At 63.2% G+C, this 24,630-nt stretch carries 20 protein-coding genes and 2 pseudogenes; 12 read left to right on the top strand and 10 right to left on the bottom strand.

Annotated elements, in window-relative coordinates; translation table 11 throughout:
- Positions 1-65: 65 nt before the first annotated feature.
- Positions 66-2,144: a PQQ-dependent dehydrogenase, methanol/ethanol family gene (locus ACE3TJ_RS16580; protein ID WP_374598115.1), complete on the bottom strand. Its 2,079-nt coding sequence runs from the start codon at positions 2,142-2,144 to the stop codon at positions 66-68.
- A gap of 4 nt (positions 2,145-2,148) precedes the next feature.
- On the bottom strand, positions 2,149-3,708 hold the full coding sequence (locus ACE3TJ_RS16575; RefSeq protein WP_374598113.1) for an aldehyde dehydrogenase: 1,560 nt from the start codon (positions 3,706-3,708) through the stop codon (positions 2,149-2,151).
- A gap of 434 nt (positions 3,709-4,142) precedes the next feature.
- Here ACE3TJ_RS16575 and ACE3TJ_RS16570 point away from each other — a divergent pair.
- Positions 4,143-4,305, top strand: a pseudogene (locus tag ACE3TJ_RS16570) (transposase); the annotation flags it as partial.
- Between the two features lie 366 nt (positions 4,306-4,671).
- Positions 4,672-4,874: pseudogene (locus tag ACE3TJ_RS16565) on the top strand (IS3 family transposase); the annotation flags it as partial.
- On the opposite strand, the gene ACE3TJ_RS16560 reads toward ACE3TJ_RS16565, so the two are convergent.
- Positions 4,854-5,111 (bottom strand): hypothetical protein, encoded by a 258-nt coding sequence (locus ACE3TJ_RS16560; protein WP_374599476.1) that lies wholly within the window; start codon positions 5,109-5,111, stop codon positions 4,854-4,856. The pseudogene ACE3TJ_RS16565 and the gene ACE3TJ_RS16560 sit on opposite strands and share 21 nt — an antisense overlap.
- A gap of 190 nt (positions 5,112-5,301) precedes the next feature.
- Between ACE3TJ_RS16560 and ACE3TJ_RS16555 the strand changes: the two genes are divergently transcribed.
- A complete protein-coding gene (locus tag ACE3TJ_RS16555; protein ID WP_374598111.1) occupies positions 5,302-5,496 on the top strand; it encodes a hypothetical protein in 195 nt (64 codons plus the stop codon).
- A 340-nt stretch (positions 5,497-5,836) separates the two neighbouring features.
- Here ACE3TJ_RS16555 and ACE3TJ_RS16550 read toward each other — a convergent pair whose 3' ends face one another.
- The 5 genes from ACE3TJ_RS16550 to ACE3TJ_RS16530 form a co-directional block, all read right to left on the bottom strand.
- Positions 5,837-6,232, bottom strand: a complete 396-nt coding sequence (locus ACE3TJ_RS16550) for a Rid family hydrolase (RefSeq protein ID WP_374598109.1) — start codon at positions 6,230-6,232, stop codon at positions 5,837-5,839.
- Between the two features lie 118 nt (positions 6,233-6,350).
- Positions 6,351-7,520 (bottom strand): pyridoxal phosphate-dependent aminotransferase, encoded by a 1,170-nt coding sequence (locus tag ACE3TJ_RS16545; protein ID WP_374598107.1) that lies wholly within the window; start codon positions 7,518-7,520, stop codon positions 6,351-6,353.
- Positions 7,521-7,535: 15 nt separating this feature from the next.
- Complete coding sequence (locus ACE3TJ_RS16540) at positions 7,536-7,907, bottom strand: hypothetical protein (RefSeq protein WP_374598105.1); 372 nt, start codon at positions 7,905-7,907, stop codon at positions 7,536-7,538.
- Positions 7,908-7,915: 8 nt separating this feature from the next.
- Entirely contained in the window at positions 7,916-9,202 is a 1,287-nt protein-coding gene (locus ACE3TJ_RS16535; protein ID WP_374598103.1) for an NAD(P)/FAD-dependent oxidoreductase, read from the bottom strand.
- A 30-nt stretch (positions 9,203-9,232) separates the two neighbouring features.
- Entirely contained in the window at positions 9,233-11,488 is a 2,256-nt protein-coding gene (locus ACE3TJ_RS16530) for a TonB-dependent receptor domain-containing protein (RefSeq protein ID WP_374598101.1), read from the bottom strand.
- A gap of 182 nt (positions 11,489-11,670) precedes the next feature.
- Here ACE3TJ_RS16530 and ACE3TJ_RS16525 point away from each other — a divergent pair, with 182 nt between their 5' ends.
- The 5 genes from ACE3TJ_RS16525 to ACE3TJ_RS16505 are packed head-to-tail and all read left to right on the top strand — an operon-like array spanning position 11,671 to position 18,487.
- Complete coding sequence (locus ACE3TJ_RS16525; protein WP_374598099.1) at positions 11,671-13,725, top strand: hydantoinase/oxoprolinase family protein; 2,055 nt, start codon at positions 11,671-11,673, stop codon at positions 13,723-13,725.
- Positions 13,722-15,365 carry a hydantoinase B/oxoprolinase family protein gene (locus ACE3TJ_RS16520; protein WP_374598097.1) on the top strand — a complete coding sequence of 548 codons (1,644 nt, stop codon included), beginning with the start codon at positions 13,722-13,724 and terminating at the stop codon, positions 15,363-15,365. Before ACE3TJ_RS16525 ends, ACE3TJ_RS16520 begins: the two co-directional genes overlap by 4 nt.
- 3 nt (positions 15,366-15,368) lie before the next feature.
- Positions 15,369-16,544: an MFS transporter gene (locus ACE3TJ_RS16515; protein WP_374598095.1), complete on the top strand. Its 1,176-nt coding sequence runs from the start codon at positions 15,369-15,371 to the stop codon at positions 16,542-16,544.
- A gap of 24 nt (positions 16,545-16,568) precedes the next feature.
- Positions 16,569-17,798, top strand: a complete 1,230-nt coding sequence (locus tag ACE3TJ_RS16510; RefSeq protein ID WP_374598093.1) for an amidohydrolase family protein — start codon at positions 16,569-16,571, stop codon at positions 17,796-17,798.
- A 38-nt stretch (positions 17,799-17,836) separates the two neighbouring features.
- The gene (locus ACE3TJ_RS16505) at positions 17,837-18,487 is read left to right on the top strand and encodes a GntR family transcriptional regulator (RefSeq protein WP_374598091.1); all 651 of its coding nucleotides are present in this window, start codon (positions 17,837-17,839) and stop codon (positions 18,485-18,487) included.
- 199 nt (positions 18,488-18,686) lie between these two features.
- Here ACE3TJ_RS16505 and ACE3TJ_RS16500 read toward each other — a convergent pair whose 3' ends face one another.
- A complete protein-coding gene (locus ACE3TJ_RS16500; RefSeq protein WP_374598089.1) occupies positions 18,687-18,836 on the bottom strand; it encodes a hypothetical protein in 150 nt (49 codons plus the stop codon).
- A 401-nt stretch (positions 18,837-19,237) separates the two neighbouring features.
- Here ACE3TJ_RS16500 and ACE3TJ_RS16495 point away from each other — a divergent pair, with 401 nt between their 5' ends.
- The 4 genes from ACE3TJ_RS16495 to ACE3TJ_RS16480 all read left to right on the top strand — a co-directional run bounded on the left by ACE3TJ_RS16495 (position 19,238) and on the right by ACE3TJ_RS16480 (position 22,537).
- Positions 19,238-19,870 (top strand): GntR family transcriptional regulator, encoded by a 633-nt coding sequence (locus ACE3TJ_RS16495; RefSeq protein WP_374598087.1) that lies wholly within the window; start codon positions 19,238-19,240, stop codon positions 19,868-19,870.
- A gap of 155 nt (positions 19,871-20,025) precedes the next feature.
- Positions 20,026-20,151 carry a benenodin family lasso peptide gene (locus ACE3TJ_RS16490; protein ID WP_374598085.1) on the top strand — a complete coding sequence of 42 codons (126 nt, stop codon included), beginning with the start codon at positions 20,026-20,028 and terminating at the stop codon, positions 20,149-20,151.
- A gap of 50 nt (positions 20,152-20,201) precedes the next feature.
- Positions 20,202-20,849: a lasso peptide biosynthesis B2 protein gene (locus ACE3TJ_RS16485; protein WP_374598083.1), complete on the top strand. Its 648-nt coding sequence runs from the start codon at positions 20,202-20,204 to the stop codon at positions 20,847-20,849.
- Positions 20,846-22,537, top strand: coding sequence for an asparagine synthase-related protein (locus ACE3TJ_RS16480; protein ID WP_374598081.1), 1,692 nt, complete (start codon positions 20,846-20,848; stop codon positions 22,535-22,537). Before ACE3TJ_RS16485 ends, ACE3TJ_RS16480 begins: the two co-directional genes overlap by 4 nt.
- On the opposite strand, the gene ACE3TJ_RS16475 is transcribed toward ACE3TJ_RS16480, so the two are convergent.
- Entirely contained in the window at positions 22,488-24,617 is a 2,130-nt protein-coding gene (locus ACE3TJ_RS16475; RefSeq protein ID WP_374598079.1) for a prolyl oligopeptidase family serine peptidase, read from the bottom strand. The two genes, ACE3TJ_RS16480 and ACE3TJ_RS16475, sit on opposite strands and share 50 nt — an antisense overlap.
- Positions 24,618-24,630: the final 13 nt, after the last annotated feature.

Below are 24,630 nucleotides of genomic sequence, written 5' to 3'. Positions count from 1 at the left end.
CCGCTGGATTCGGCAGCCTTCTCCCCTCTCATTTCAAGAATGATCCGTTCGCGATCGGGTGACAGCTAACGACCATCGCTTGCTCCACCCTTGGGCCTTTCGAGCTTGCGCGCCTGTATCTGGACATAAGCCCGAATCTGTTCAGCCTCTTCAGCCGACAGCCGATTCCCAAAGCTCACCATTCCGACGCTCGACAACGCACCGTCGATAACCACCGCACGCCAGGTTTCGGCGTCCGAGAGAACCGCGCTGCGGCGAAGATCAGGAACGACGTTCGCCGACATCGCACCCGCGGCATGGCAGCCGGAGCACACCTCTGCGTAGAGCGCGCCGCCCCGGGTAACGCTCTCCGCAGGCCAGGCTTCGGTTGTGATATTGGGCGGCGAAACAGGCGGCGGCTCCGCTAGCGCGGCTTTGCCGTTCAGTTTGAACGCCAGAAGCCGTCCGGGCATCCGCGGCCTCGGCTCGTAGAAATTGGGTAGCGCCAGCGCCATCGCGCCGCCATATCCAGCAAGAACGGCGATATATTGCGTACCGTCGATTCTGTAGCTCATCGGCGCCGCGACAACGCCAGACTGCGTATCGAAGCGCCACAGCTCCTTGCCGTTCGATGCGTCATAAGCGGAGAGGATTCCGCTCGACTGCCCCTGGAACACCAGACCGCCCGCTGTCGCGAGAACACCGCCATTGACGGGGCGCTGATGATCGACCTTCCACGCCATCGTCTGCGTCACCGGGTTCCATGCGATGAGCGCGCCGCTGAGTGCGTCACGCGCCGCTTTTTTGGCTTCCGGCGTATCCGGCAAAGGCGCGGCGTTCAGGTCGACGCCGAGATTCCAAGCGCCGGGACGAAAGCGGAAGCTCTTGTCTTCCAGATACAGGAACGGGATCGATTGCGCAGGGATATAGACGAGCCCGGTATCCGGGCTGTACGCCATCGGTTGCCAACTGTGCGCGCCGGGGCTTCCGGGCAGCCCGACTTCAGGATTCGGATAACGGGCGTTGGGCGTTTCGATCGGTCGCCCGGTTTTCTGATCAATGTCCTTCGCCCACGTCGTGGGGACGAAATTTCGCGCCGAGATCAGCTTTCCCGTGCGCCGATCAATCACGTAGAAAAAGCCGTTCTTGGGGGCCTGCATCAGGACCTTTCGGTCCAGTCCATCGATCTTGAGATCCGCGAGGACGATCGGCTGCGTCGCTGTGAAATCCCACGTCTCTCCGGGGTTCTGCTGGTAGTGCCAGAGGTATTTCCCGGTGTCCGGATCGAGCGCCACAATGGAGGACAGGAAGAGATTGTCGCCGCGCCCATCCGAACGGATTCTGTGATTCCACGGAGAACCATTGCCGACGCCAATGTAGAGCTGGTTCAGCTCTGCATCGTGAACGATGGCGTCCCAAACCGTGCCGCCACCGCCGTAATTCCAAAAGGAACCGAACCAGGTGGGCGCTGCCTTGGTCTTCAGAACCTCATCCGAAGCTGCGCCATCCGCTCCCTTATCGGGATCACCGGGCACCGTGTAAAAGCGCCAGGCCTGCTTTCCGGACTGCGCATCATAGGCGGTTACGTAACCGCGCGCGCCAAGGTCAGCACCGCCGTTGCCGATGATGACCTTTCCGTTTGCGATACGCGGCGCACCGGTGATCGTGTATGGCCAGCCATCGTCAAGCGTTTGCACACTCCAGACCAGCTTTCCGGTTTTCGCATCAAGCGCGATGAGGCGACCGTCGAGCGTTGCCGAATAAATCTTGCCATCGAAATAGGCGGCGCCGCGGTTCACGACATCGCAGCAGGCTTTCACTGCTGTTTCGCCTGGAACCTCCGGATCATACTGCCATTTCAGCTTGCCGCTCACGGCATCGACCGCGATCACCTTGCTCCACGCCGTCGTGGTGTAGAGGGTGCCGTCGACAAGAACCGGTGTCGCCTCCTGACCGCGCGTCGTGTCGAGATCGAGCGACCATGCAAGACCGAGCTGGCTCACATTCGTGCGATTGATATCGGTCAGCCGCGTATAGTGCTGCTCAAGCGATGATCCGCCTATTGCCGGCCAATCCTCACCCACCACCAAAGACGTTTCGGCAATCGGCCGGTCACAGGCCGAAAGGATGAGCAGTGCCGCCAGCCCAAGGTGAGTTGCGCGCATGGCGTCAGGCCCCGCCAAGGTTGATATAAACGGATTTGGTTTCGAGGAACGCCGAAAAGCCCTCGTCGCCCATTTCCTTTCCGATACCGGATTGCTTGAAGCCACCAAACGGCATGGACGGGTTCATCACACCGTAGCAGTTGATCCAGACATTGCCGGCCTGCAGTCGTCCGGCAAGAATATGCGCTCTCGATAGACTGTTCGTGAAGATGCCGGCTCCAAGGCCGTACTGCGTGTCATTCGCGAGGCCGACAACTTCGTCCACATCGTCGAATGGCGTCGCGACAACCACAGGCCCGAATATCTCTTCCTTCACGATGCGTGCGCTGGAGGAGAGGTTGGTGAACACTGTGGGTTCCACGAAAAAGCCATCGCCTTCGCGAACCTTGCCACCCGCCACGATCTGGCCGCCTTCCTGCGAACCGAGCGCGATGTATTCGCACACCCGCCGGCGCTGCTTTTCAGAGATCAGCGGCCCGATCTGATTTTCGGCACTGAGACCGCTGCCGACCTTCAGCGAGCGAGCGAAGTCCGCGACGCCCTCGACAACCCTGTCGAACACCTTGCGCTGCACATAGAGACGGGAACCGGCAAAACAGACCTGCCCCGTGTTGGCGAAAATCGCCATGGCGGCGCCAGGAATAGCCTGGGCCAAATCCGCATCATCGAAAACAACGCAGGGCGACTTTCCACCCAGTTCCAATGTAACGCGCTTCACGCTGTCCGCCGCCGAACGCAGCACAGTCTTACCGGTTTCCGTGGAGCCCGTGAAAGATATCTTGTCGACACCCGCGTGCGCGACGAGCGCCGCCCCCGCGTCGCCGAAGCCCGTGACGACATTCAAAACACCGGCCGGGATACCCGCCTCGAGCGCAAGCTCACCAAGGCGCAGAGCAGTAAGCGGTGTATCCTCCGCAACCTTCACGACGCAGGTGCAGCCCGCAGCAAGTGCCGGCGCCACCTTAATAACGAAGGTTCCGATTGGCCCATTCCAAGGAATGATCAGGCCAACCACGCCAACGGGTTCTCGCGCCGTATAGGCGTGGAACTGCGCGCCATCGCCTGAGACTGCCGCAGAGGCATTTTGCCCTAAAACGCGCACCGCCATGCCGGCAAAATGGCGTAGCCACGATGCCGAAGCCGCAACGCCCCATCCGGCAAACGCCTTCGGCATTCCGTTGTTGAGAACTTCCAATTCCACAAGTTCGGAAGCGTTTTCTTCAAGAAGGTCTGCAAAACGCCAAAGCAAGCGTGCCCTTGCGCTGCAGGATAATCCGCTCCACTGCACACCTTCGAACGCGCGTCGCGCCGCATCCACAGCACAGTCTACATCCGCGCCATCCGCCCTTGCCACGTTCGCGATCGGCTGCCCTGTCGCGGGGTTTAGTGTGTCGTATCGCGCACCTGAAACCGAAGCGGCCCACTCACCACCGATCAACAGCCGGTGCTGTCGGGCAAGGAATTTTTCGACCCGCACCCCTGGGTGCGCACCCGCTGGCTTCACCGGACAATTCCTCCCTGGCCAATGCGGCCGTAGGCTGCAGGTGACGCGCCAGGAAAACATGCCAATGAATGGTCGAAAAACGACCGCCTCCCCGTCGGCACATTAACCAGCCGCTCCCATTGCTTGGTTCGATTTTTACATCGCAGCGGCGAGATCGGTCAAGAGTTTATATCAGTGTGCAAACTTTTATTTTTCGCTTTCAAACAGTCGTTCGTTTGCTAAATGGAAACACGATATATGCAAATTTATCTATTTAATATCAAATTGTTATGAAGAAATTGCTTCTGCTTCGGTTTTTCAATTTTGACTCTTGCGCATCTCCAGGCACGCGCTCGTCCGGCAGCAATCTGCTCTCCCGATCGGAGTCACGGCTGCCCTGGGCAATTGATCTACCCCCTCGCTGGGTGGCCCAGAGACTCTGACAATTTGGACCAAAAATGAGATATCGAATGCCGAAAAAAAGCACATGTCGAAAGAGATCATTGGCAAGCTGCGTCGAGAAGCCGGAGCGGTTTGCATCGTCGGCTTCGGTTGGCGCCTATGCTGGCCTGACGCCCAGGCGTCACCAGTCAGGGCAGATGGATTATACCGGGCGTATCAGCAAGCTGGGCGATCCGCTCTTGCGAACATCGCTGTTCGAGGCGGCCTCCAGCCTGATCACGCGCCGATACGGCGGGATGCTCGGCCTCAAGCGCTGGGCGTTAAAGCTGAAAGCGAAGGTTGGCCATAAGAAGGCGACCGTCGCACGGGCGCGCAAGCTCGCGGCTGTGATGCACCGGATGTGGATCGATGGAACAGAATATCGACCTGCCCGACGATAAGGCCGACAGCTGGGTCATCACCTTGAGGAGGAATGCATGACGATCATCGCCTGACCATGACAATGGCCTTCCCTTGTCGACAGGACGAGAGGCAGGCCGAGCCCGAGGTAAAACCTGCGTCATCGAACGCGAAGCAGACGAGGGACTGGTCACTGACCCGTGAATGCTATCATGAAGCGATCGACCCCGCCTCGGCATAGATCGATCATATGGAGGCCTGAGGACCGACCCGGCGTGGCATATGAAGGATCTGGGGATGGAGAAGCGGCTTCGTCGTGCGATCTCGGTCCTGACGCTGGACAAGCGGATGGTGCGGGAAGCCGCGAAGGGAAACCTCTGAGCCCCGCGCGGTGTCGGCGCTGCATCGATCAATTACGGCGAAACCTACCGGTCCGGCTCCAGAAGATCGCCGACGCAGCAGCCAACCGCGAATTCAGTCGCAAGGCTGACGCTGCCAATGCCCGCCTTTATCACGTACGTCAGGCAGAAAGTTTGTTGATCCCTGACGCCAGCGCTGAAGCGGGACGGGCCATGAGACCCGGAGGCGCAGATGTTCAAAAGGCCTTGCGAAGGAAGATTCTTCTCTATCACCGTCGGCGTAACCTGCTCCCGCCGCAGATCGTCGAAAGCCTGAAACTTCATGCAGCCACCTGAACTTCATTGATTGCCCGGCACGGTGGTCGGTGCGCCTACCGGTCGGCGTCGGCCTGTGGCCGGCGTTCGCAATTCGCATCGTTGATGATCTGCGCATAGACTTTGGCCGCTGCCCCGACCTTCTCGGGAGGACGAAGATGCATACCAGACCCGGCACACCTACGGCACGCTCGCGCTCATGGGCGGCATCAAACCGTCCTATATCTCGAAGCAGATGGGGTACGTCTCACCGGCTATGTTGTTCAAGCACTACGCGCGGTGGATCGACGCGGCAGGCGGCGGGCAGGAAGCCGATAAGATGAATGGCCCGTACAGCGAATTTGATCAGATTTTGGTCACGGGAAAGAAATATGTAACAATATCAACAGGATAGTGGTGACCCCTACGGGATCCAAAGGACGCCTTTATCCTATTGAATAATATAATCTATTTCTTTTCGAAAAGGATTTACACCATCAGATATGCCCTCAGAAAGAAAGACTGCAGCGGAACTAATCCGATTGACATGTTCACGGCAGCTTTTCTTATGACTCGTCCCTCGCTCACGAAGGATTGACGGCAATTTTGACAATTGCCGGGATCCTGGATCAATGACAATGCCGCAAACTGGAAATTGCCCCCATCATCGCGGCCGCTGGCGAAACGCCATCCCGATGCACGGGTTCGCGGACCTGCCCGTCGATACGGAGGATCACGCCACCGCGATGCCGGGATCAGGTGGGCGTGTCGGCCAGCCGCGCCGTCATCTCGATCTCCACCTTCGCGCCGGGGGCCGGAATACCGCAGATCAGCGTGGTGTTGGTCGGCGGGCAATCGCTGAAGCGCGCGCGCAGTCCTTCGGCCACCACCATCAGATGCTCGATATCGGTCAGGTACACGCGGGTGCGCACCACGGCGTCCAGGCCGATATCGAAACCCGCCAGCACATCGCCCATGATCCGGAAGATATTGTTCACTTGTTCGGAAACCGCTTCGGGGATCGCGCCGGTTTCGGGATCGGCGCCCACCGTCCCCGAAATATGGACGTAGCAATCGTCCGCCACCGCGCGCGAATAGGCGGCTAGCGTTTCGAAACGCGATCCGGAAGACAGGCGCGTAAGATCGGACACGGTCATTCTCCTTTTAGGAACAGGCTGCGCGAAGTCTGAATCAGGCAGCCTGCTTTAGGTTTTTTGTGATCGCATCTTTTTTTGCGGAAAACCGGTTCCCGCTTTTCCGTACGATGCTCTACAGCGCGTTGAAGAAACGCGAAAGCCGGTCCATCCCCTCGTCCAGCCGCTCCGCGCTTTCCGCTCCGAAGCACAGGCGCAGATGGCCTTCGCCGCCAGGGCCATAAAAGCTGCCCGCCTCCACCACCACATGCGCCTCGTTCAGGATGCGCTCAGCAAGCGCCTGCGCCGCAATGCCGGTGCGGCTGATGTCGGGAAAGGCGTAGATCGTGCCCTGTGGCGGCGCGCAGCGTACACCGGGCATCTGGTTCAGCCGCTGCACCAGCCGGTCGCGCTTCGCCCGGTCATCGCGCACCATCGCCTCCATCGCGTCCTGCGGACCGGCAACGGCGGCCAGGCCCCCATATTGGATGAAGGTGTTCACATGCGTCACCGCGCTGGTCGAGATCTTCAGCAAACCCGGCATCAGCGCGGCGGGTGCCACCGCATAGCCCAGCCGCCATCCGTCCATCGCATAAGCCTTGGTGAAGGCGTGGAGAGAGATTGTACGCTCCGCCATGCCCGGCAGGCTGGCGATACTGACATGCTCGGCCCCATCATAGGTGATATATTCATAGACCTCGTCGGAGACAACCGACAGGTCGTAGCGGATCGCGACATCGGCCAGCGCCTCCAGTTCGGCGCGGCCATAGACGCGGCCAGTCGGATTTGCCGGATTGACCAGCACGATCATGCGCGTGCGCGGCGTCACCGCCGCCTCGATCCAGTCGGCGCGGATCGCGAAATCCGCCGCCGCATCCAGCGGTACCGGTACGATCCGCCCGCCCGCCATCTCAATCTTCCCTAGATGCTGCGGATAATAGGGATCAAGCAGGATCACCTCGTCGCCCGGATTGATCAGCGCCATGAACGCCGCGAAGGATCCCTGGGTCAGTCCGTTGGTGACGAGGATCTCGTCGGGGCTCACATACATCCGATTGAAACGGCGTAGCTTTTCCGCCAGCACCTCGCGAAAGGCGCGCTCGCCCGCCATGTCGCTGTAATGGACATGCCCAGAGAACAGCGCATCAGCCGCCGCCTGCTTGATATGGTTCGGCGTGTCATGGACGGGGCGCCCGAACTCCATATGGATCAGGTCGATACCCCGTGCTTCCAGCACTATGGCCTGTTCGTACATGCCATAGCTTTTCTTAGGCGTTCGGGTGATGCGGTCGGCCAGTTGAACCATCGCGACGACGCTCCTTCAAACCGATAGCGAGACGACGCGGAGCAGACGCATCCGCCCGCCATCGACCAGCGCATAGGCCATCGCCTCCTCGGCGCTTTCGCTGTCACCGCTCCGCGCCCTGGTGCGGCAATGGGCGAAGGCGTGGTTTTCAGTGGCGAACGCCTCTTCCACGGGCAGTACCATTTCGACAAGGTCGAGCCGGTCGGCGATCGCCTGGTAATGTGCGGCGAGTTCAGCGGGGCCGGTGGCGCGGAGATTGCCGTTGACGATCAGCCGGCCATCCTCGTGGAAAAAGGGGGCGAAGCCCTCCGCCCGCAGCGGATCGCTGCCTGCCATCGCGGTGTTCCACCAGGCGAAGAAGTCGAGGATGATGTTGTCGGTCTGCATGGTCTCTCTCATCGGGCAGGGGCTCTGCGGGTATCGATCCAGTCGAGGATCGGCCCCATCAAGGGATAGAAGCGACGCAATTGTCGCTGAATGCCGGCGGTGCGCGCACGCGCCGTGTCCAACAGCGGCACGGGCGGTGGCGTGCCGTCCAGCACGAAACGGGCCAGGCTGTCGCCGATCACGGTCGATAGTGCGATGCCTCGCGCATTGCAGGCGGTGGCGCTGATGATGCCGCCATCAACCAGCAAAGTCGCGGGATAGCGCGACGCGGATATCGAACTGGTGCCGGTCCACAAATGCGTGATTTCCGGCAGGTGTGGCAGGCGTAGCATGGTCCGCAGGCGCCGCGCCATCGCCGCGCGCTGGTGCGCTGGCGAAACCCCGAAGGCGTCGAGCGCACCGGTGATGATCCTCCCTTCGCTGTCGACGCGATAGGTGAAGAGATGCTCGCGCGTGTCGGACAGCGCCTCGCCGCGCTGGAACAGGTGCCGGCGCTGCTCCGCCGGTATCGGGGCGGTCGCGCATTGCCACACGCCGAGCGTGACGATCGATGCCGTCATCGGCGGCACCAGATCACCCGAAAGGCCGTTGGTGCACAGGATCACCGTGTTCGCGATCACCCGGCCGTCGTTCAAGCGCAGCGCATAGCCGCCCGGTTGTCGTTCGATCCCCAGCACCGGCGACCGTTCGAACAGCCGCGCACCGCTGACGACCGCCGCATCGGCCAGGCCCCGGCAATAAAGCAAGGGGTGGATCGTGCCTCCCGAGGGCGCGAACCAGCTCCCCTCATAGCCCTCCACACCGGTCCGGCCGGCCGTCTCCTCGGCCGACAGCATCTCGACCGCGAAGCCGCGCGAATGCCATTGACCCGCGACATCCTCGATCCGGGCGCGCGCCGCCGCCGAATGTGCGGGCTGATACCAGCCGCCCTGCCGGGCATCACAGTCGATGTTGAGCGCACGGACCTTTGCGAACAGATGATCCGCCGATCCGCCCGTAGCCTGAACCAGCCTTTCCCCGATCTCGCCGACGCGCTCGACAATCGCGTCCGGCGATCCGACGCTGAAATGCGGGACCACGAAGCCGCCGGGGGTGGAGGATGCGCCGCTCCCCACCGGCCCGGCATCGATCAGGATCACGCTCAGCCCCGCAGCCGCCAGTGCCTGGGCGGTGGTGGTGCCCATGATACCGGCGCCCACCACCGCGATGTCGCAGCGCAGCGTGCCCGATACCGCCGGCGCGGCGGGACGCCGGCCGGCGGATGCCCACCATAGATTATCGGATCTGTCGATCATGTCTCACACGGTTGGCGTTCGCCGCACCGATCAGAAACGCACGGTGAACGAGACGCCGTATGTCGCCGGATCGCCCAGGAAGTTCTGCGACGGGAAGATGCCGCCCCAATTGTCATAGGCGGACGAAACGTAGAGCTTGTTGAAGATATTGCGGCCATAGATCGCGGCTTCCCAGCGATCGTCCTTGTCGTGTACCGCAAGCCGGCCGTTCACCAGCCAATATCCGTCCTGCGCGGACAGGTTGCGGTTCGCCAGCGAGTAGAAGGTCTTGCTGCGATAGGATGCATCGCTCAGGATCGCCACGCCCCAATTGTTCCCCTGGATCGGGGTCTCCCAGCGCGCCATCGCGCTGGCGCTGAATGCCGGGGCGTTGGACAGGCGGTTGCCGGTGAAATCGGCGGCGCCCGGGGCATTGTTGAAGTCGGTAATCTTGCTGCTCTGCCAGTTCAGCGCGCCGCGCAGCGTCAATCGGTCGGTGGGGCGATAGGTCGTCTCCGCCTCCAGACCATAGACGCGCGCATCGCCCGCATTAGAGAGTACGATCACGTTGATGCCGCTGCGGATCTCGGTGACCATCGCCTGGAAATCGCGCCAGTCATTGTAGTAGCCTGCCAGGTTGAAGGTCAGCGCGCCGTCCAGCAGACTGGTCTTGGCCCCCACTTCATAGGAATAGACGGTCTCGCCCTTGAACGGCCGCAGTTCCTCCGGGTTGAAGGCGATCGCCGCCTTGAAACCACCGCTCTTGAAGCCGCGGCTGGCGCTCGCATACAGCATCACATCGGGCGTAACCTTATAGTCGACCCCGATCTTGCCCGATAGATTGTCCTGCTCCACCCCATCGACGATGCCGGCGACGGGCACGGGCAGCGTCGAATTGCCATAGGGGTTCAGGTCGAAACTGTCATAGGTGAAGCGCTTGTCGTCGCGGGTGAAGCGCAGCCCGGCGGTCAGCGTCAGCGCGTCGTTCAACTTGTAGTTCGCCTGGCCAAACACCGCGTACGCGTCGGTCTTCTGTACGAAGCCGGTATCGACGCGAGTGTGGAAGAAATGATCGTCCAGCGCCTGCAGCGCGTTGCCGGCGATCCTGTCCCACGAGTAATAGGCGCCCGCCACCCAGCTCAGCGGGGAATCATTGTCCGATGTCAGGCGCAGTTCCTGCGTGAAGGACTTGATGTCGTCGGTGAAACGGGTGTCGAGTTCGATAAGCGCGCTGCCGTCGCTGTCGTCGCCCGAGACGCGGTTGAAATGATTATAGCCGGTGATCGAGGTCAGGGTGACGCCGCCGAAATCATAGCTGACGTTCAGCGCCACACCTTCGGAGCGGCTCTTGTTCTCATAGCCATAGGTCGCGCTGTTCTCGACGGTACGCCGCTCGGGCGTCGGGTCCGAATAGCCCAATATGTCAGCACAGGTCGTCGGGTCGAGCTTTCCGGCGAGCGCTGCCGCGCAATAGCCGCTGCCGCCCTTGGCATAATAGCCGACATGCTCGCGCAATTGCTGGTCGCTCTCATTGTAGACGTAAGTGCCCTGCAGGTTCACCGTCAGTTCCGGCATCGGCGTCCACAGTGCCTGCCCGCGCAAGGCGATGTTGTTGACGTCGCCGATCGACTTGCCAGTCAACCCATTGGTCTGCCAGCCGCCCGACTGCTGCACCGTCCGGGCGGAGAAACGGACGGCCAGCGTGTCGGTCACGCCACCGCCGGCGGCACCCTCCAGCTCCAGCCGGTCAAACCGGCCATAGCTGAGCGTGGCATAGCCTTCGGGCTCATGGGTCGGCTTGCGGCTGATGAAGTTGATCGCACCACCCGTGGTGTTGCGGCCGTAAAGTGTGCCCTGCGGCCCCTTCAGCACCTCCACCCGCTCGATGTCGAACATCTGGAACGACATCATCGGCGTATAGGGCAGGTTCACATCGTCGAAATAGATGCCGACAGTTGGGTTGTTGTTCGAAAACGTATCATTGAGGCTGAGCCCGCGGATCGAGAATGTCGGATTCTGGTCGCCGCGCGTAGCGTTGACGAACACGCCGGGCGAAATCGCCGCCACATCGGCGGGCTGCGTGACCTTCAACTCCTGAAGCTGCTTGCCGGAAAAGGCGCTGATCGAGATCGGCACATCCTGCACCGATTCCGAACGGCGCTGCGCCGTCACGACAATCTCGTCGCCGAAGCCCTCAACCGCCGCCGCTGTCCCGGCCGGGGGTTGCTGCTGGGTCTGCGCATGGGCAGTGCCCGCCATCAGAGCAAAAGCGGCACTGGCCGTGAAAAGTGAGATTCGAGTCCGCATAAATCTACTCCCCCTCCTAGAGTTTTCGACAGATCGCGCCCGACTTCTCGCCTAGGGCCCGTATTCCTACCCTCGCATCCCTAGCGCGAAACGAAATTGGATCCAATATTCTTTATTCTCTTGTCGCATTTTTTTTTGCGGCTAGGTTGGCGCAAGATCTCCTCCACCGGACAGGGAATGAAATGCGTAGTTCCAGTGCATTTGTCGGCATCGATGTCGGCGGAACATTCACCGATCTGGCGATGTTCGACGCGGCGACGCACCAGTTTTCCACAGTGAAGGTACCGTCCTCGCCCCCTCTCTTCTGGCCATCGGTGATCGACGCGCTCGACAAGGCGGGCATCGATTCGCAGCGGGACGCGACGATCCTGCACGGCACCACCGTGCACCTGAACGCCTTTCTGGAACGCAAGGGCGCGCGCATGGCGCTCGTCACCACCGCCGGCTTTCGCGACGTCTATGAAATGCGGCGCGGCAACCGCCCCCAGCCCTACGACATGCATTTCCGCTATCCGACGCCGCTGGTCGCCCGCCGCGACATCTTCGAACTGGCAGAACGCGTCGGCGCCGACGGCACGATCCTGACCAAGGTCGAGGTCGACGAGGTCCGAGCACTCGTGAAACGCTTGCGCGCGGACGATTATCAGGCGCTGGCGATCTGCTTCCTCCACAGCTATCGCAATCCCGCCAACGAGGCGGCGGTCGCCGAACTTCTGCGCGCCGAACTGCCCGGTATACTGATCGCGCCCTCGCACGAGGTGTGCCGCGAATGGCGCGAATATGAACGCACCAGCACCGCCGTCATCAACGCCTATGCCTCGCCGGTGCTCAAGCGCTACCTGACTGATCTGCTCGGCGCGCTAGAGCAGAAGGCGGAATCGCGCCTGTTCCTGCTCCAGTCCAATGGCGGACTGATGCGCGCCGAGGGCGCGGGCGATCGCGGCATCCTGTCGCTACTCTCAGGCCCGGTGGGCGGCAATGTAGCGGGCCGGGCGCTTTCGCAGGTGGCGGACATGCCCAATCTCATCTGCATCGACATGGGCGGCACCAGTTTCGAGGCGAGCCTGGTCATCGACGGCGAATCCGTCGTCCGCAACGAACGCGAAGTCGGCGGCTTCCCAATCCTGACGCCGATGGTGGATATCCACACGATCGGCGCGGGCGGCGGGTCGATCGCCTGGAACGATGCGGGCGCGCTGCGCGTTGGCCCGCAAAGCGCGGGCGCGCGACCCGGCCCGGCGAGCTATGGCCATGGCGGCACGCAGCCGACCGTCACCGACGCCAATATCGCACTCGGCCGGCTGGAAGATGGCTGCGCCTTTGGCGACCTGCGCCTGGACGCCGGCTTGGCGCGCGCGGCGATCGCCGAATTCGCGGGCGATTTCGGCCTGTCGGGCGAAGCGATGGCGCAGGGCATATTGGACGTCATCAACGAACAGATGGCCAATGCCATCCGCACCATCACAGTGCGGCGGGGTATCGATCCGCGCAGCTTCGTGTTGGTCGCCTATGGCGGCGCCGGTCCGATGCATGCCGCCGATATCGCGCGGCTGCTGGGCATCGGCACCATCGTGGTGCCGCGCGCGGCCGGCGCATTCTCCGCCTGGGGCATGCTGCAATCCGATCTGGTGCACGACCGCGCCGAAACCATCCTGGCCCCCGCCGCCGAACTCGACTGGGCGGCGCTCGATGCGCGCTATGCGGCGCTGGAGGCCGAACTGGCCGAAACGCTCATCGAAGAGGGCGTGGCGCGAGACCGTATCCAGTTCACCCGCAGTTTCGACGTGCGCTATCTTGGGCAGGAACAGGGCATCGGCGTGCGCGTCGATGCCGGCGGCTTCGCCGACGCGGCGGGCCGGGACGCCCGGCTGCGCGCTGATTTCGAACGCGCCTATGCCGATATCTTCGGCCATATCAACGACGACGAGGCGCTGGAGGTGGCAACCGTCCGCCTGCGCGCCAGTGGCCGCACAGGGCTCGACGCACAGACGCTGATCATGGCCGAAAGCGCGCCGGAGGCCGAGGGCAAGCGCCAGCGCACGCTCACCGTCCGGTTCGACGGCGCCGATCGTGACACCCGGTTCCTGCCCCGTGCCGCGATGGTGCCGGGCGAACGTGTGCCCGGCCCTTGCGTGGTCGAGGAAAAGACCTGCACCACGATCGTCCCGCCCGATTTTTCCGCCACAATCGATCCGATCGGCAATCTTGTCCTGACCTTCGAGGGAGAGGCCGCATGAGCATCACGCCGGATCCGATCACGAGCGAAGTTGTCCGCAACGCCTATAACGCCATCGCCGACGACATGAGCGCGATGATCGCGCGATCGGCCTATTCGCCGATCATCTACGAAGCCCATGATTACGGCATCGCGCTGTTCGATCGCCATGCCCGGCTGCTCGGCCAGTATGCCGGCCTGCCGCTGTTCACCGGCGGCCTCGACGCGGGGCTGCGCGCGACGATCGAACGCTATGGCCTGGACGATATGCGCGCGGGCGACGTTTTCACCGTCAACGACACCTATATCACCGGCGGTCATCTGAACGATGTCGACGTGATCGGCGTGATTTCCGACGGCGACGAATTGCTCGGCTTCATCGCCATCCGCGCCCATTGGGCCGATATCGGCACGGCGGAACCGGGTTTTCCGGTCAACAGCCGCAACATCTTCCAGGAAGGCGTGCGCTGGGGCCCGACGCGGATCATGCGCGGCGGCGAATGGGTGCGCGACATCATCGACCTGCTGTGCCTCAACAGCCGCGTGCCGAAGACGCTGATGGGCGATCTCAAGGCGCAGATCGCCGCTATCCGGCTGGGCAACGACCGGATGACCTGGCTCAAGCGGCGCTTCGGCCAGGATGTGCTCGACGCCTGCTCCACACAGATCTTCGACGCTACCGACGGCAAGTTCCGCGCCTTCCTGCGTTCGATCCCCGACGGCGTCTATACGGCGGAGGGCGTTTCGGACGATGACGGCGTCACCGACGACCCCGTGCTCTCCAGGGTGACGGTCACGATCGCGGGCGATCGCATGACCGTCGACACCGCCGGTTCCTCGCCACAGCGCGCCGGCAATCTCAACACCGGCTATGCCAACACCGTCTCGGCGGTGCGCCTTGCACTCGCGCTGCTGTTCCCGGCGCGCGAGCCCGACATCAACGACGGCAGCTTCCGCGCGATCGAGGTGCTGGCCGAACCCGGCTCGATCTACGCGGCGGAGGCCCCCGCTCCGTGCATGCGCCCGCATCCGGTGATGCTGCTGATCGATCTGATCATCAAGGCGTTGAGCGACGTGCTGCCCGATCATGTCGCGGCAGGCCTGCCCGGCGACAGCTGGAACATCTTCCTGATGGGCGTCGATCCCGCCACCGGCAAGCGCTTCACCAGCGGCGAGGCGCTCGACGGCGGCTGGGGCGCCAGCGCTCAGGGCGACGGCCCGAGCGCGATCATCCACAGCGCGGCGGGCGATTTCCGCAACATGCCGGTCGAAACGCTGGAGCACCGCACCCCCGTGCGCATCAACCGGATGGAACTGGGCCGCGACAGCGGCGGCGCCGGACGGTTCCGCGGCGGCCAGAATGTCGTCAAGGAATATGAAGCGCTGGTCGACATGACCGTAACGCTGCATTTCGACCGATCGAAGACCCCCGAATGGGGCCTGTTCGGTGGCGAGGACGGCGCGCCATCCCGAGTAACGGTGTATAACGAGCAGCATCCGGAGGGCTTCATCGTGCGCAAGGTCGAACAATTGCCGCTGCGCCCGGGTGACCGTTTCGTAGCGGAAACCGGGGGGGGCGGCGGTTATGGCCCACCCTCAGAACGCACGGCCGAGGCGCGGACCGCCGACATCGCCGACGGCGTCGTCAGCCGGACCGCCTGAGCGATGACCGCCGCACGCCAGCCAGTTACCCGCGAGGATTTCTCGCCGTTGCAATGGGTCGCGCTGCTGGTGGTGGTGTGCAGCGCCTTCTCGTCGCAGATGGTGATGCCGCTCTGGGTGGGCGCGGTCATCGACGATCTTCACCTGTCGCAGGCGGCGGCAGGGCGGATCGGCTCGTTCGAATTCATGGCGGTGGCGGCGGTCTCACTGCTGGTGGCGCTGCGCATCCAGGTCTTTCCCACGCGCCTGACCGCCGCGATCGGCATCGCGCTGTTGGCGCTCGGCAATTTCGCCTCCGCCCATGCGGGCAGCGAAGGCGGATTGATCGCCGCGCGGATGCTGTGCGGGGTCGGCAAGGGGCTGGTGGTCGCCATCGCCTTCAGCCTGGCGGCGGGCTCGTCACGCCCCACCCGCGCCTTCGCCCTGCTCAACATCGTCTACGGCCTGTTCGCCGCGCTTTTCTATATGACCGTGCCTTACGCGATCCGCTGGGACGGTGCGGCCGGCGCCTTCACCACCATGGGCGCCGTCGCGATGGTCGGCGCGCTTTTCATGATCCGCTTCCCCGCCGAACGGCTGACGTCGAGCGAACTCACCGGCCTCAGCCTGCGGGCGCTGCCCGCATTCGGCTTCCTCGCCTTCGCCGCGCTCATCATTCTGTGGTCGGGCCATAATGTCGTTTGGACCTTCATCGAGCGGATCGGCGTACGCAACGGCATGAGCGTGACTGAGATCGGCGCGATCCTGTCACTGTCCGCGTTTCTGACGATCGCCGGCCCCAGCCTGGTGCGCCTGCTCGATACGCGGCTCGGCTATGGCGCGCCGATGGTCGCCGCCATCGTGCTGAAGATCGGCGCAGTCCTGGCGATCGGCTATCTGGTCAGCCCGCGCGCGTTCATGCTGGCAGTGCCCGCCTTCATGCTGCTGTCGCTGTTCATCACCCCCTATGTGATGGGCATATTGTCGCTGGCCGACCCCGCCGGCCGCCTTGCCGCCGCCTCGTCGGCGGCGATGACGGCGGGCAGCTCGATGGGCGCCTGGATCGGCGGCGCCAGCCTGGAGGCGGCGGGATGGTCCGGCCTCACCTGGGCATCGCTTTTCCATTTCCTTCTCTTCACCCTGATCATCATCGGCGTGGCTCCGCTTGCCAATCGCTACGGCCGCCGCGCCGCCGCATGATCGATCGCCTGACGGAGTAGCCACATGATCATTTTCGCCAATTGTCGCCTGATCGACGGAACATCGGATGCCGTGCGCGAGGATTGCCACGTCCTGGTCGAGGGAAACCGCATCGGGGAAGTGTCCGACACGCCGATCCGGGCGGAAGGCGCGCGCGTCGTCGATCTGGCCGGCCGCACGCTGATGCCCGGCCTGATCGACGCGCATGTCCATGTCTATTCGACGCACCTGAATTCGGACAAGGAACGCGGCATGCCGCACACGTTGATGATGGCGCATGCCATCCACCGCGTGCGCGCGATGCTAATGCGCGGCTTCACCACCGTGCGCGACGTCGCCGGCGGTGACTGGGGCATGAAGATGGCGGTGGAGCTGGGCCTGGTCGAAGGGCCGCGCATGTTCGTCTCGGGCCGCGCGCTCGGCCAGACCGGCGGCCATGGCGACCATCGCCACCGTACCGACGACAGCATTCCTTGCGCCTGCACCTCCGCGCTCGATATCATGACCCGCATCGCCGACGGCCCCGATCAGGTGCGCCATGCCGTGCGGGAGGAACTGCGCAAGGGCGCCGACCATATCAAGGTGATGGTCTCCGGCGGCGTCGGCAGCCCGCACGACGCGCTGGAACATACCCAATATTCGATGGACGAGGTGCGTATCGCCGTCGAGGAAGCCGCAGCACGCGGCACCTATGTCGCGGCGCACAGCTATACCGCGAAAAGCACGCGCCGCGCGGTCGAATGCGGCGTCCGCACGATCGAGCACGGCAATTTCGTCGACACCGAAACCGCGCGCTTCATGGTAGAAAAGGGTGCCTTCATGGTGCCCACGCTGATCTGCTACAGCGAATCCGCCGACAATGCCGATGCCTATGGGCTGCGCGCGGAAGTGAAGCGCAAGCTGGCGGAGGTGAATGCCGCCGGCCTCCAGATGCTCGAGGTCTGCCGCGACGCCGGCGTCACCATGGGCTTCGGCACCGATCTGATGGGAGAGATGATCGCCGCGCAGACCAAGGAATTCGAACTGCGCGCGAACGTTCTGCCCGCCATGGACATCATCCGCTCGGCCACCTCGGTCAATGCGGAGATCCTGGGCCAGACCGGCCAGCTCGGCTGCATCGCACCGGGCGCGCTCGCCGACATGATCGTCGTCGACGGCGATCCGGTCGAGGACATTTCGCTGCTGAATGAAAGCCGTGGTGCGATCGTCGCGATCATCAAGGATGGCCGCTTCTGCAAGGACGAGTTACAGTGAGCCGTTGACCACATAGGATGATTTTATAGATGCCGCCCATGGGGAAGCTTGCGCGTAGTACGACGGCACTCGACGTGACACGGGTTTTGAAGGAACGGATTCTTGCTGGCCATTATGCGGAGGATCAGTTCATCCGGCAGGATCTGATCGCGCAGGAACTGGGCGTCAGCCGGATTCCGGTGCGCGAGGCGCTGGCGCTTCTCGAAGCGGAGGGCCTCGTCATCCGCGAGAAGTTCCGGGGCGCAGTGGTGCCCAGGCTGTCGGCGGCGGAGATCGAGGAGATCTACGCGCTGCGTGGCCTGCTCGAACCCTATCTGCTCGAGGAAGCGATCGCTCGCATCACGCCGGAGATCATCGACACGCTCGACGATATCGTCGAGCGTTCGCGCCGAGCGTCGGACAAGACCGAATGGGCCGGCCTGAATGTCGAGTTCCACCGAACGCTTTACGAAGCCGCGGATCGGCCATTGACGCTGCAGATGCTCGACAGGCTGCTGGTGCGCGCCGATCGCTATCTGAAGATGCAGCGCTTCATGTCGCCGCAGACGCAGCAGGAAAGCGACGCCGAGCATATGCGCATCCTCGATTGCATCAAGGCGGGCGACAAGCATGGCGCGCTGGAAAGCCTGCGCCAGCATATCCGCTGGAATGCCGTCGACGTTCGCAGGACGGTGGGTTTCGACAGCTGATCGCTAGGACCGATCGACGTTCAGCCCATACCGGCCTGCAAATGGCGGGTTCCCGCGCTTCCGTTGCGCACGTACTTCTACGGCCGGCTCACGCGGAAGCCCCGTTTAGAGTAATTCGAAGCGAGCGGTCATGTCTTTCTCATCTTCTCCGACAGAATAATTCTGTCGAATCATCGCGGGGTCGCCCCCCTCGGTTACGCTACCACTGCTCGGATATCCCGATCTGGCGGCAAGCCTCAACCACAGTTGAGTCCCGCCCGGCCAGCACACCCGCCTCATGCAGCTTCGCAATAAGCTGCTCCGGCGTAAAACGTTGACGTCCCATAATTTTCTCCAATTCCTTCGCCACAAAGGGCTCTCTAGAATTGGCCAAGTTTTTCCAAAGTAGAACAGATAGCCCGGCAACGCATGCTCGCGCATGCGATAATATTCAACCGATCCCACGTTTCGGCTCCCGATCGATCGCAAGCCGAACTGACTGTCAGATATCACTGGACTCAGGGCAGAAGGAAGCAACCCATAAAAGCCTAACCTCTCTCAAATGTTCTCTCAATCGACCAAAGACAGAATTAATCAGCAGATCACATTTTTTGTGATCAGCATTTGCGCGCTCATCCCTGCCCTCCAATCAGAGGGTCGACACGAAAATGGGCCACGATCAATTCATGCGGGTCCCAACCAAGCCTGACAATGGGCTGACCATCCTCACGCAGACTCGCACGCGGTCCCGGGCATTTAGGAGACATGAGCATGGCACCCGACCGGCATCTCCACGAACACATCTACCTGTCGCTGAAAGCCCTGCTCATCAGTCGTCACTACAGGTCTGGCCAGCGTATCGACGTTACAGAGCTCGCCGATCGGTTCCGCTCGAGCGTGACGCCTGTCCGGGACGGCCTATGTCGCCTCGTCGGCGAAGAGGTCGTGGAAATGCTTCCCGGCGGCGGATTTCGCCTGTGGCTGCCGACCGCCGGCTGCATCCGCGATCTCTATTTCTGGAACGGTCAGCACCTGCTCGCGGCACTTCATGCGACGCCGTTCATCCGGGTCGCCGCATTGCTTGAGACCGCCTGGCGGCACATGAATACCGCAGGGAACGATCCCGACATGCAGGTCGCCGGCCTATTCCAGGCGCTTGCGGATGCATCGGCCAACCGCGAGTTTAGCCGTAGAGTAGCGGCGGCCAATGCACGCCTCGCTCATATACGGCGGATGGAATGCGCATTGGTGCCCGGCATTGCCGCCGAAGTGCGACGGCTCGCGAGTCCCGGCGCATCAGACGTTCAAAAGGCCGTTCGAAGGAGAATTCTTGCCTATCACCGCCGCCGTATCCTGCTCGTCCCCCAGATCGCGGACAGGCTGGCTCTCGACGCATCGTCCTGAACCCCCGCTACGATTCAAGACACCGCACCGGCTGTTCAACCGGCAACTTCGGGAGGCGGCACCGATCCGCCCGCATATTTATCCGTGAGTATCGGTGGTGATTTTCCGATCCTGCATGTGCCGCATCTGGTGCGGCGAATGCGATGGAGACTGACATGACCTACGATGCCACCGAGATCGTCGACCTCGGCACCGCCAGCCACGAAACCAAGGGCGCGCCGGGAATTCCGTTCCCGGACAACTACGGTGACCGCCCGCAAGAAGGCCTCAGCGACGACTGACCGGGTCCGGCGCGCGCGAAGCGCGCGCCGGCTTTCCGAACCGATCAGCCATGACATTCTCCCTCCGCCCCGGTCTTCACTGGCGTGACATCGAAGACCACGTCTTCTTCCTCGACCTTCCGGCCGACCGCTATTTCTGCCTCAAGGGCTCAGCAGCGCGTGCATTCGTGGCAGCCGCGCACGGAGACATCGCGTCCCAACACGCGCAGGCCACCGAAAAACTCCAGAATCTCGACATCATCCGGCCTGCTCCCCACTGCGAGATACCCCCGCCCTGTTCCGTCGTGCCCCCCACCGGCGAATGGCCGGCGGCACGGCTGCGTCTTTCCGACATCCCGCGCGGGCTTGCTGAACGTGTATCGGCGCAAAAATGTGCACGCTTATCCCTACAGGCCATCATCGACGACATACCGCGGCGCAAGACTGCTATCCGGCCCTCGTCCTCACCGGAAACCCATCTCGGAGAAATCGCCGCGCTCATCCGGCTCTTTGACAGGATTTTCCCACGGCAGGACCAGTGCCTTCCCCGCGCCGCCGCAATCCTCCGCATGATGCTCCGGAAAGGCGTGCCAGGCGATCTTGTTATCGGGCTCTCGTTGCACCCGTTCCGCGCGCATGCCTGGGTACAGGCAGGCGATCGCGTGATCGGAGACCGTGCTGATATCGTCAGGCTCTATGCGCCCATCTTTTCCGTATGAGCGCGGGCCGCTACCTCATCATCAGCTCGGCCGATATCGAGCGGGGCAGCGCCATCGCCCGAAGCGCGAAATCCTCCCTGTCGGCAAACGTCCGTATGAAGGCCTTCGGGTCGGCGGTCATTCTCAGCACGGACATGCCTATTGCCCTGTCGGCGACGGGAAAGACGCTGACGATCGGCCATGCCTTTCCCTGGACGGGCTTGGACGGGGTCGCGGAGGCACCCGATTTCCCAAATTGGGGGAGCTATATCCAACTCTCCGACACGCCACGTGGACTTGTCCTCGCGCGCGACCCCTCCGGCATGCTCCCGTGCTATGTCCGGCACGTCGACGGCGTATGCCTCGCCGCGTCCGACGCCGAGCTGCTGACGTGCGTCGGCGCAGCCGAGATCGACTGGCCGCATCTTGCCGGCTTTCTTGCAAGCGGCGGCAGGCGAAGCCCCGCGACATGCCTCGCAGACATCTTCGAACCCGTGCCGGGAACATGTTGGCAGCTCGATCCACACGCCGTTCCGGAAACCCTCTGGTCCCCATGGACGTTCGCCGCCGCGCAGCGCCCGATTCCATCGGAAACGATCGCCGCCGAACAATTACGCCACACGGTCGAGCACGTCGTCCAGGCCTGGGTCACAAAGTTTCCCGATGTCGTCCTTGGAGTATCGGGCGGACTGGATTCCTCGATTGTCGCTGCGGCGCTGAAGCATGCCGGCGCGAATATCACCGCCGTCACGCTCGCCACGCGGGAGCCGGACGGCGACGAGCGCGTTCACGCGCGTGCTCTCGCCCATGGGCTTGCCATTTCTCTTGTCGAGGCGTTCGAAAGTCCGGATCACGTCAACCTCGAATATTCGGCAGCCGCCCCCCTGCCGCGACCATCGACGCGTGCGTTCAGCCAGTCCTCGGACGCAATCCAGCTGGCGATCGCCTCCGAACACCATGCCGCCGCGTTCATGAGCGGTGGCGGCGGCGACAGTGTGTTCTGCGCGCTTCGATCCGCCTCCCCCCTCGCCGACCGGATTCTCGCCAAGGCCGCACCGACGAATCTGGGGCGCACCGCGCGCGATGTCGCCCGCCTCACCGGAAGCCCGCTCGGACCCGTTCTTGTCCGCGGCGTCCGCAATGCCTGGCGCGGGGCCAGGCCACTGCCCGTACTCGCCAATCCGTTTCTCAGCACGGATTGCATGGCCGCCGCGCCCGCGCTGCCGCTCCATCCCTGGCTGATACCGCCCCCTGGGACGCCCCCGGGCAAGGCCGCGCACGTCGCCTGGATCCTCGGTATCTTCAACCACCTCGATCCGGTTGGCCGCACGCTGCAACTCCCAGGCATCTTTCCCCTGATGGCGCAGCCCGTTGTCGAGCTGTGCCTGCGCATTCCGACCTGGATGTGGGTGCGCGGCGGGCGCGACCGCGCCGTCGCCCGCGAGGCCTTTCGCGATGTTCTACCCCCGGCCGTTCTCGAACGACGCTCCAAAGGCACGCCGGCCAGCTTCGTCATGTCGCTCTTCGAAAGCAGACGGCGGCAAATCCGCGAAATGCTCTGCGATGGTCTCCTCGCAGCCAATGGCCTCATCGACCGGGCGGCGATCGCTCAGTATACGCGGGATCCGCGTCCGGTCTCCGATGTTCGCTACATGCAGATCATGAGCCTTGTTGATGCCGAGAGCTGGGCTCGCTGTTGGGCACATTAGACGCATCGCGCCGCGCATTCCTCTCATCGCGAAGCACGCGCCAATGACGATACTGATCGGCCGTCGCAGCATCGGGGATTTCCTTGCCGAGCAGCCAGAAGACCAGCCATTCGACCGAACGGCGCAGGCGCCAGGACTCATGCGACGGATAGCGCTGCAGCATGTGGCCGGACTTCGGATAGACGTACATGTCGACAGTGCCGCCGCTGCGGTCGATCGCGGAAAAAAGCGGCAGCGCCATCAGCCATTCGTCCTCGGGGGGCTGGATCAGCAGAGGCGCACGGATCCGGCCGGCATTGAGCGACGGCGATACAGACTTCCATATGCCCTTCGGATCGTCCTCGGGCGCAGGCAGACCTGTGCCGTGAAACGAAATCGCGCGCGGCGAGTCCGCGTGCGGCGCCGAGATCGTGAACACCGCTGGGTCGGTGGTGATGCCCGTGCCGATCACGGCAGCCGCGAACAGGTTCGTGTGCGAAATCGCATGCGTCGTGATGATCGCGCCAAAACTGTGCCCCGTGAGCGCCACCCGCTTCGGGTCGATGACCCCTTCCCCAGCGAGCTTCTCGATGATCGCCGCATAGGCCGAGAGCGCAGTCTCATGCAGGGCCAGAGGCACGGGTTTCCCGTCCGGCCCGCGCGCGTTTCCGCCCTCGTCGCTCGCACTCACGCACAGCGCTGCAATGCCATGGCGCGCCAGAATCTGCTCGGGAGCAAGCGGCACGGCTCCGCCGCGCAGATAGCCGCGGCACGCCGTCGTCGTAATCACAAGCGGAACCGGTCCCGTGCCGTTCTCCGGTAGGATCAGGAGACCCGCCGCGCTGAGCCCTTTGCCGTCCGTCCATGACAGATACTTCGGTGCCAGGTGCGGCTTGGCGCGAAGCACGGCATTCGGATCGGCAAGCGCTGTGACCGCGCCCGTGGCGAGGTCGATGCGCACGAGGCGCGGCGGCTGCACAGGCCCCGCTTCGACGCACAAAAGACTGTTTCCGGCCAGCGGGCAGTGTGGACGCGTATAGCGAATACCGCCGTCAATCGAGCCACTGATTTCCGCGATCGTGCGCAGGCGGTCGGTCGCCGGCGTCCAGCCATGGAGCACCATGCGGCCGGCCTGGTCGGCGCGGGCGAATACAACTTCACCGGTCCGGCTTGGCGAGATGAACCGCAGCTGCCGCGGCGCACCGGTGCAGACATCGTGACTGCAGACAAGCCTGCGTCCATCCGCGCGAAGCACTGTGATCCGGTCCGATCGGAAGTCCCTCCCCCAGAGTGGATCACTCGGCACGCGTGTCTCGAGAACGAGCCTCAGACCACCCGGCAGGGCAATCGGCCCCCGAAGATCGAGCGAGGGATTGATCGTGCGCTGTTCCGCGCTGGGCGCGCCCAGCTCCGCGATGACCGCCTGCTTGTCGCGCAGTGGTCCGGCGAAAGCCTCGATCGGTCCGATCGCGCCGGTGCGACGGATCGAGGTCTCGCGCGTTCCGATTGGAACGCTCCGCGTCATCGGCAGCCCTTCGGTGAACACGTCCGTTCCGAAATGCACGCCCCGACGCGCCTCGTCGGCCTGGCGGGCATCAATCTCCGCACGCGGCGCGCGCACCTGATAGCGGACGATGTTGCCCTCGATCGTGAAGCGCTCGACGTCCGCCGCATCGACAACCGCCCGCTGCGACACGCCGCTCGACGCAAGGCGGTGCACTTCGATTGCCGCCCCTTCGAGCCGGCGAACGTAGAGCGCGCTGCCGTCAGCATTCCACTGGCTGACGGGATCCTCGACCACATCGTGCAGCGGCATCACGATCGGCTCGGCCGCGTCACCAAGGCGCTCCGGCTCGCCGCCGTCCACAGGCACGCGGTACCATTGCTCCGTAATATGATTGGCAGCGACAGACGGCGAGACGACGCGGTACGCGACATAGCGGCCGTCAGGAGAGACGGTCAGACCATCAATCGTTCTGATCTCGGCAATATCGGCATAGTCGATCGGTGTCGCTGCGCGCGCGGCGCAACCTGCCATCAGGAGAACGGCAAGACAGGCTGCGAGCGGCGGCGTGCAGCCGGGAAATCGATGATAATGCATGAAAAACTCCGGT

This window comes from Sphingosinicella sp. (genome assembly GCF_041916975.1).
In the GTDB taxonomy this organism is placed as follows: Bacteria; Pseudomonadota; Alphaproteobacteria; order Sphingomonadales; family Sphingomonadaceae; genus Sphingosinicella.
This window is presented reverse-complemented; position numbering and strand designations above follow the sequence as displayed.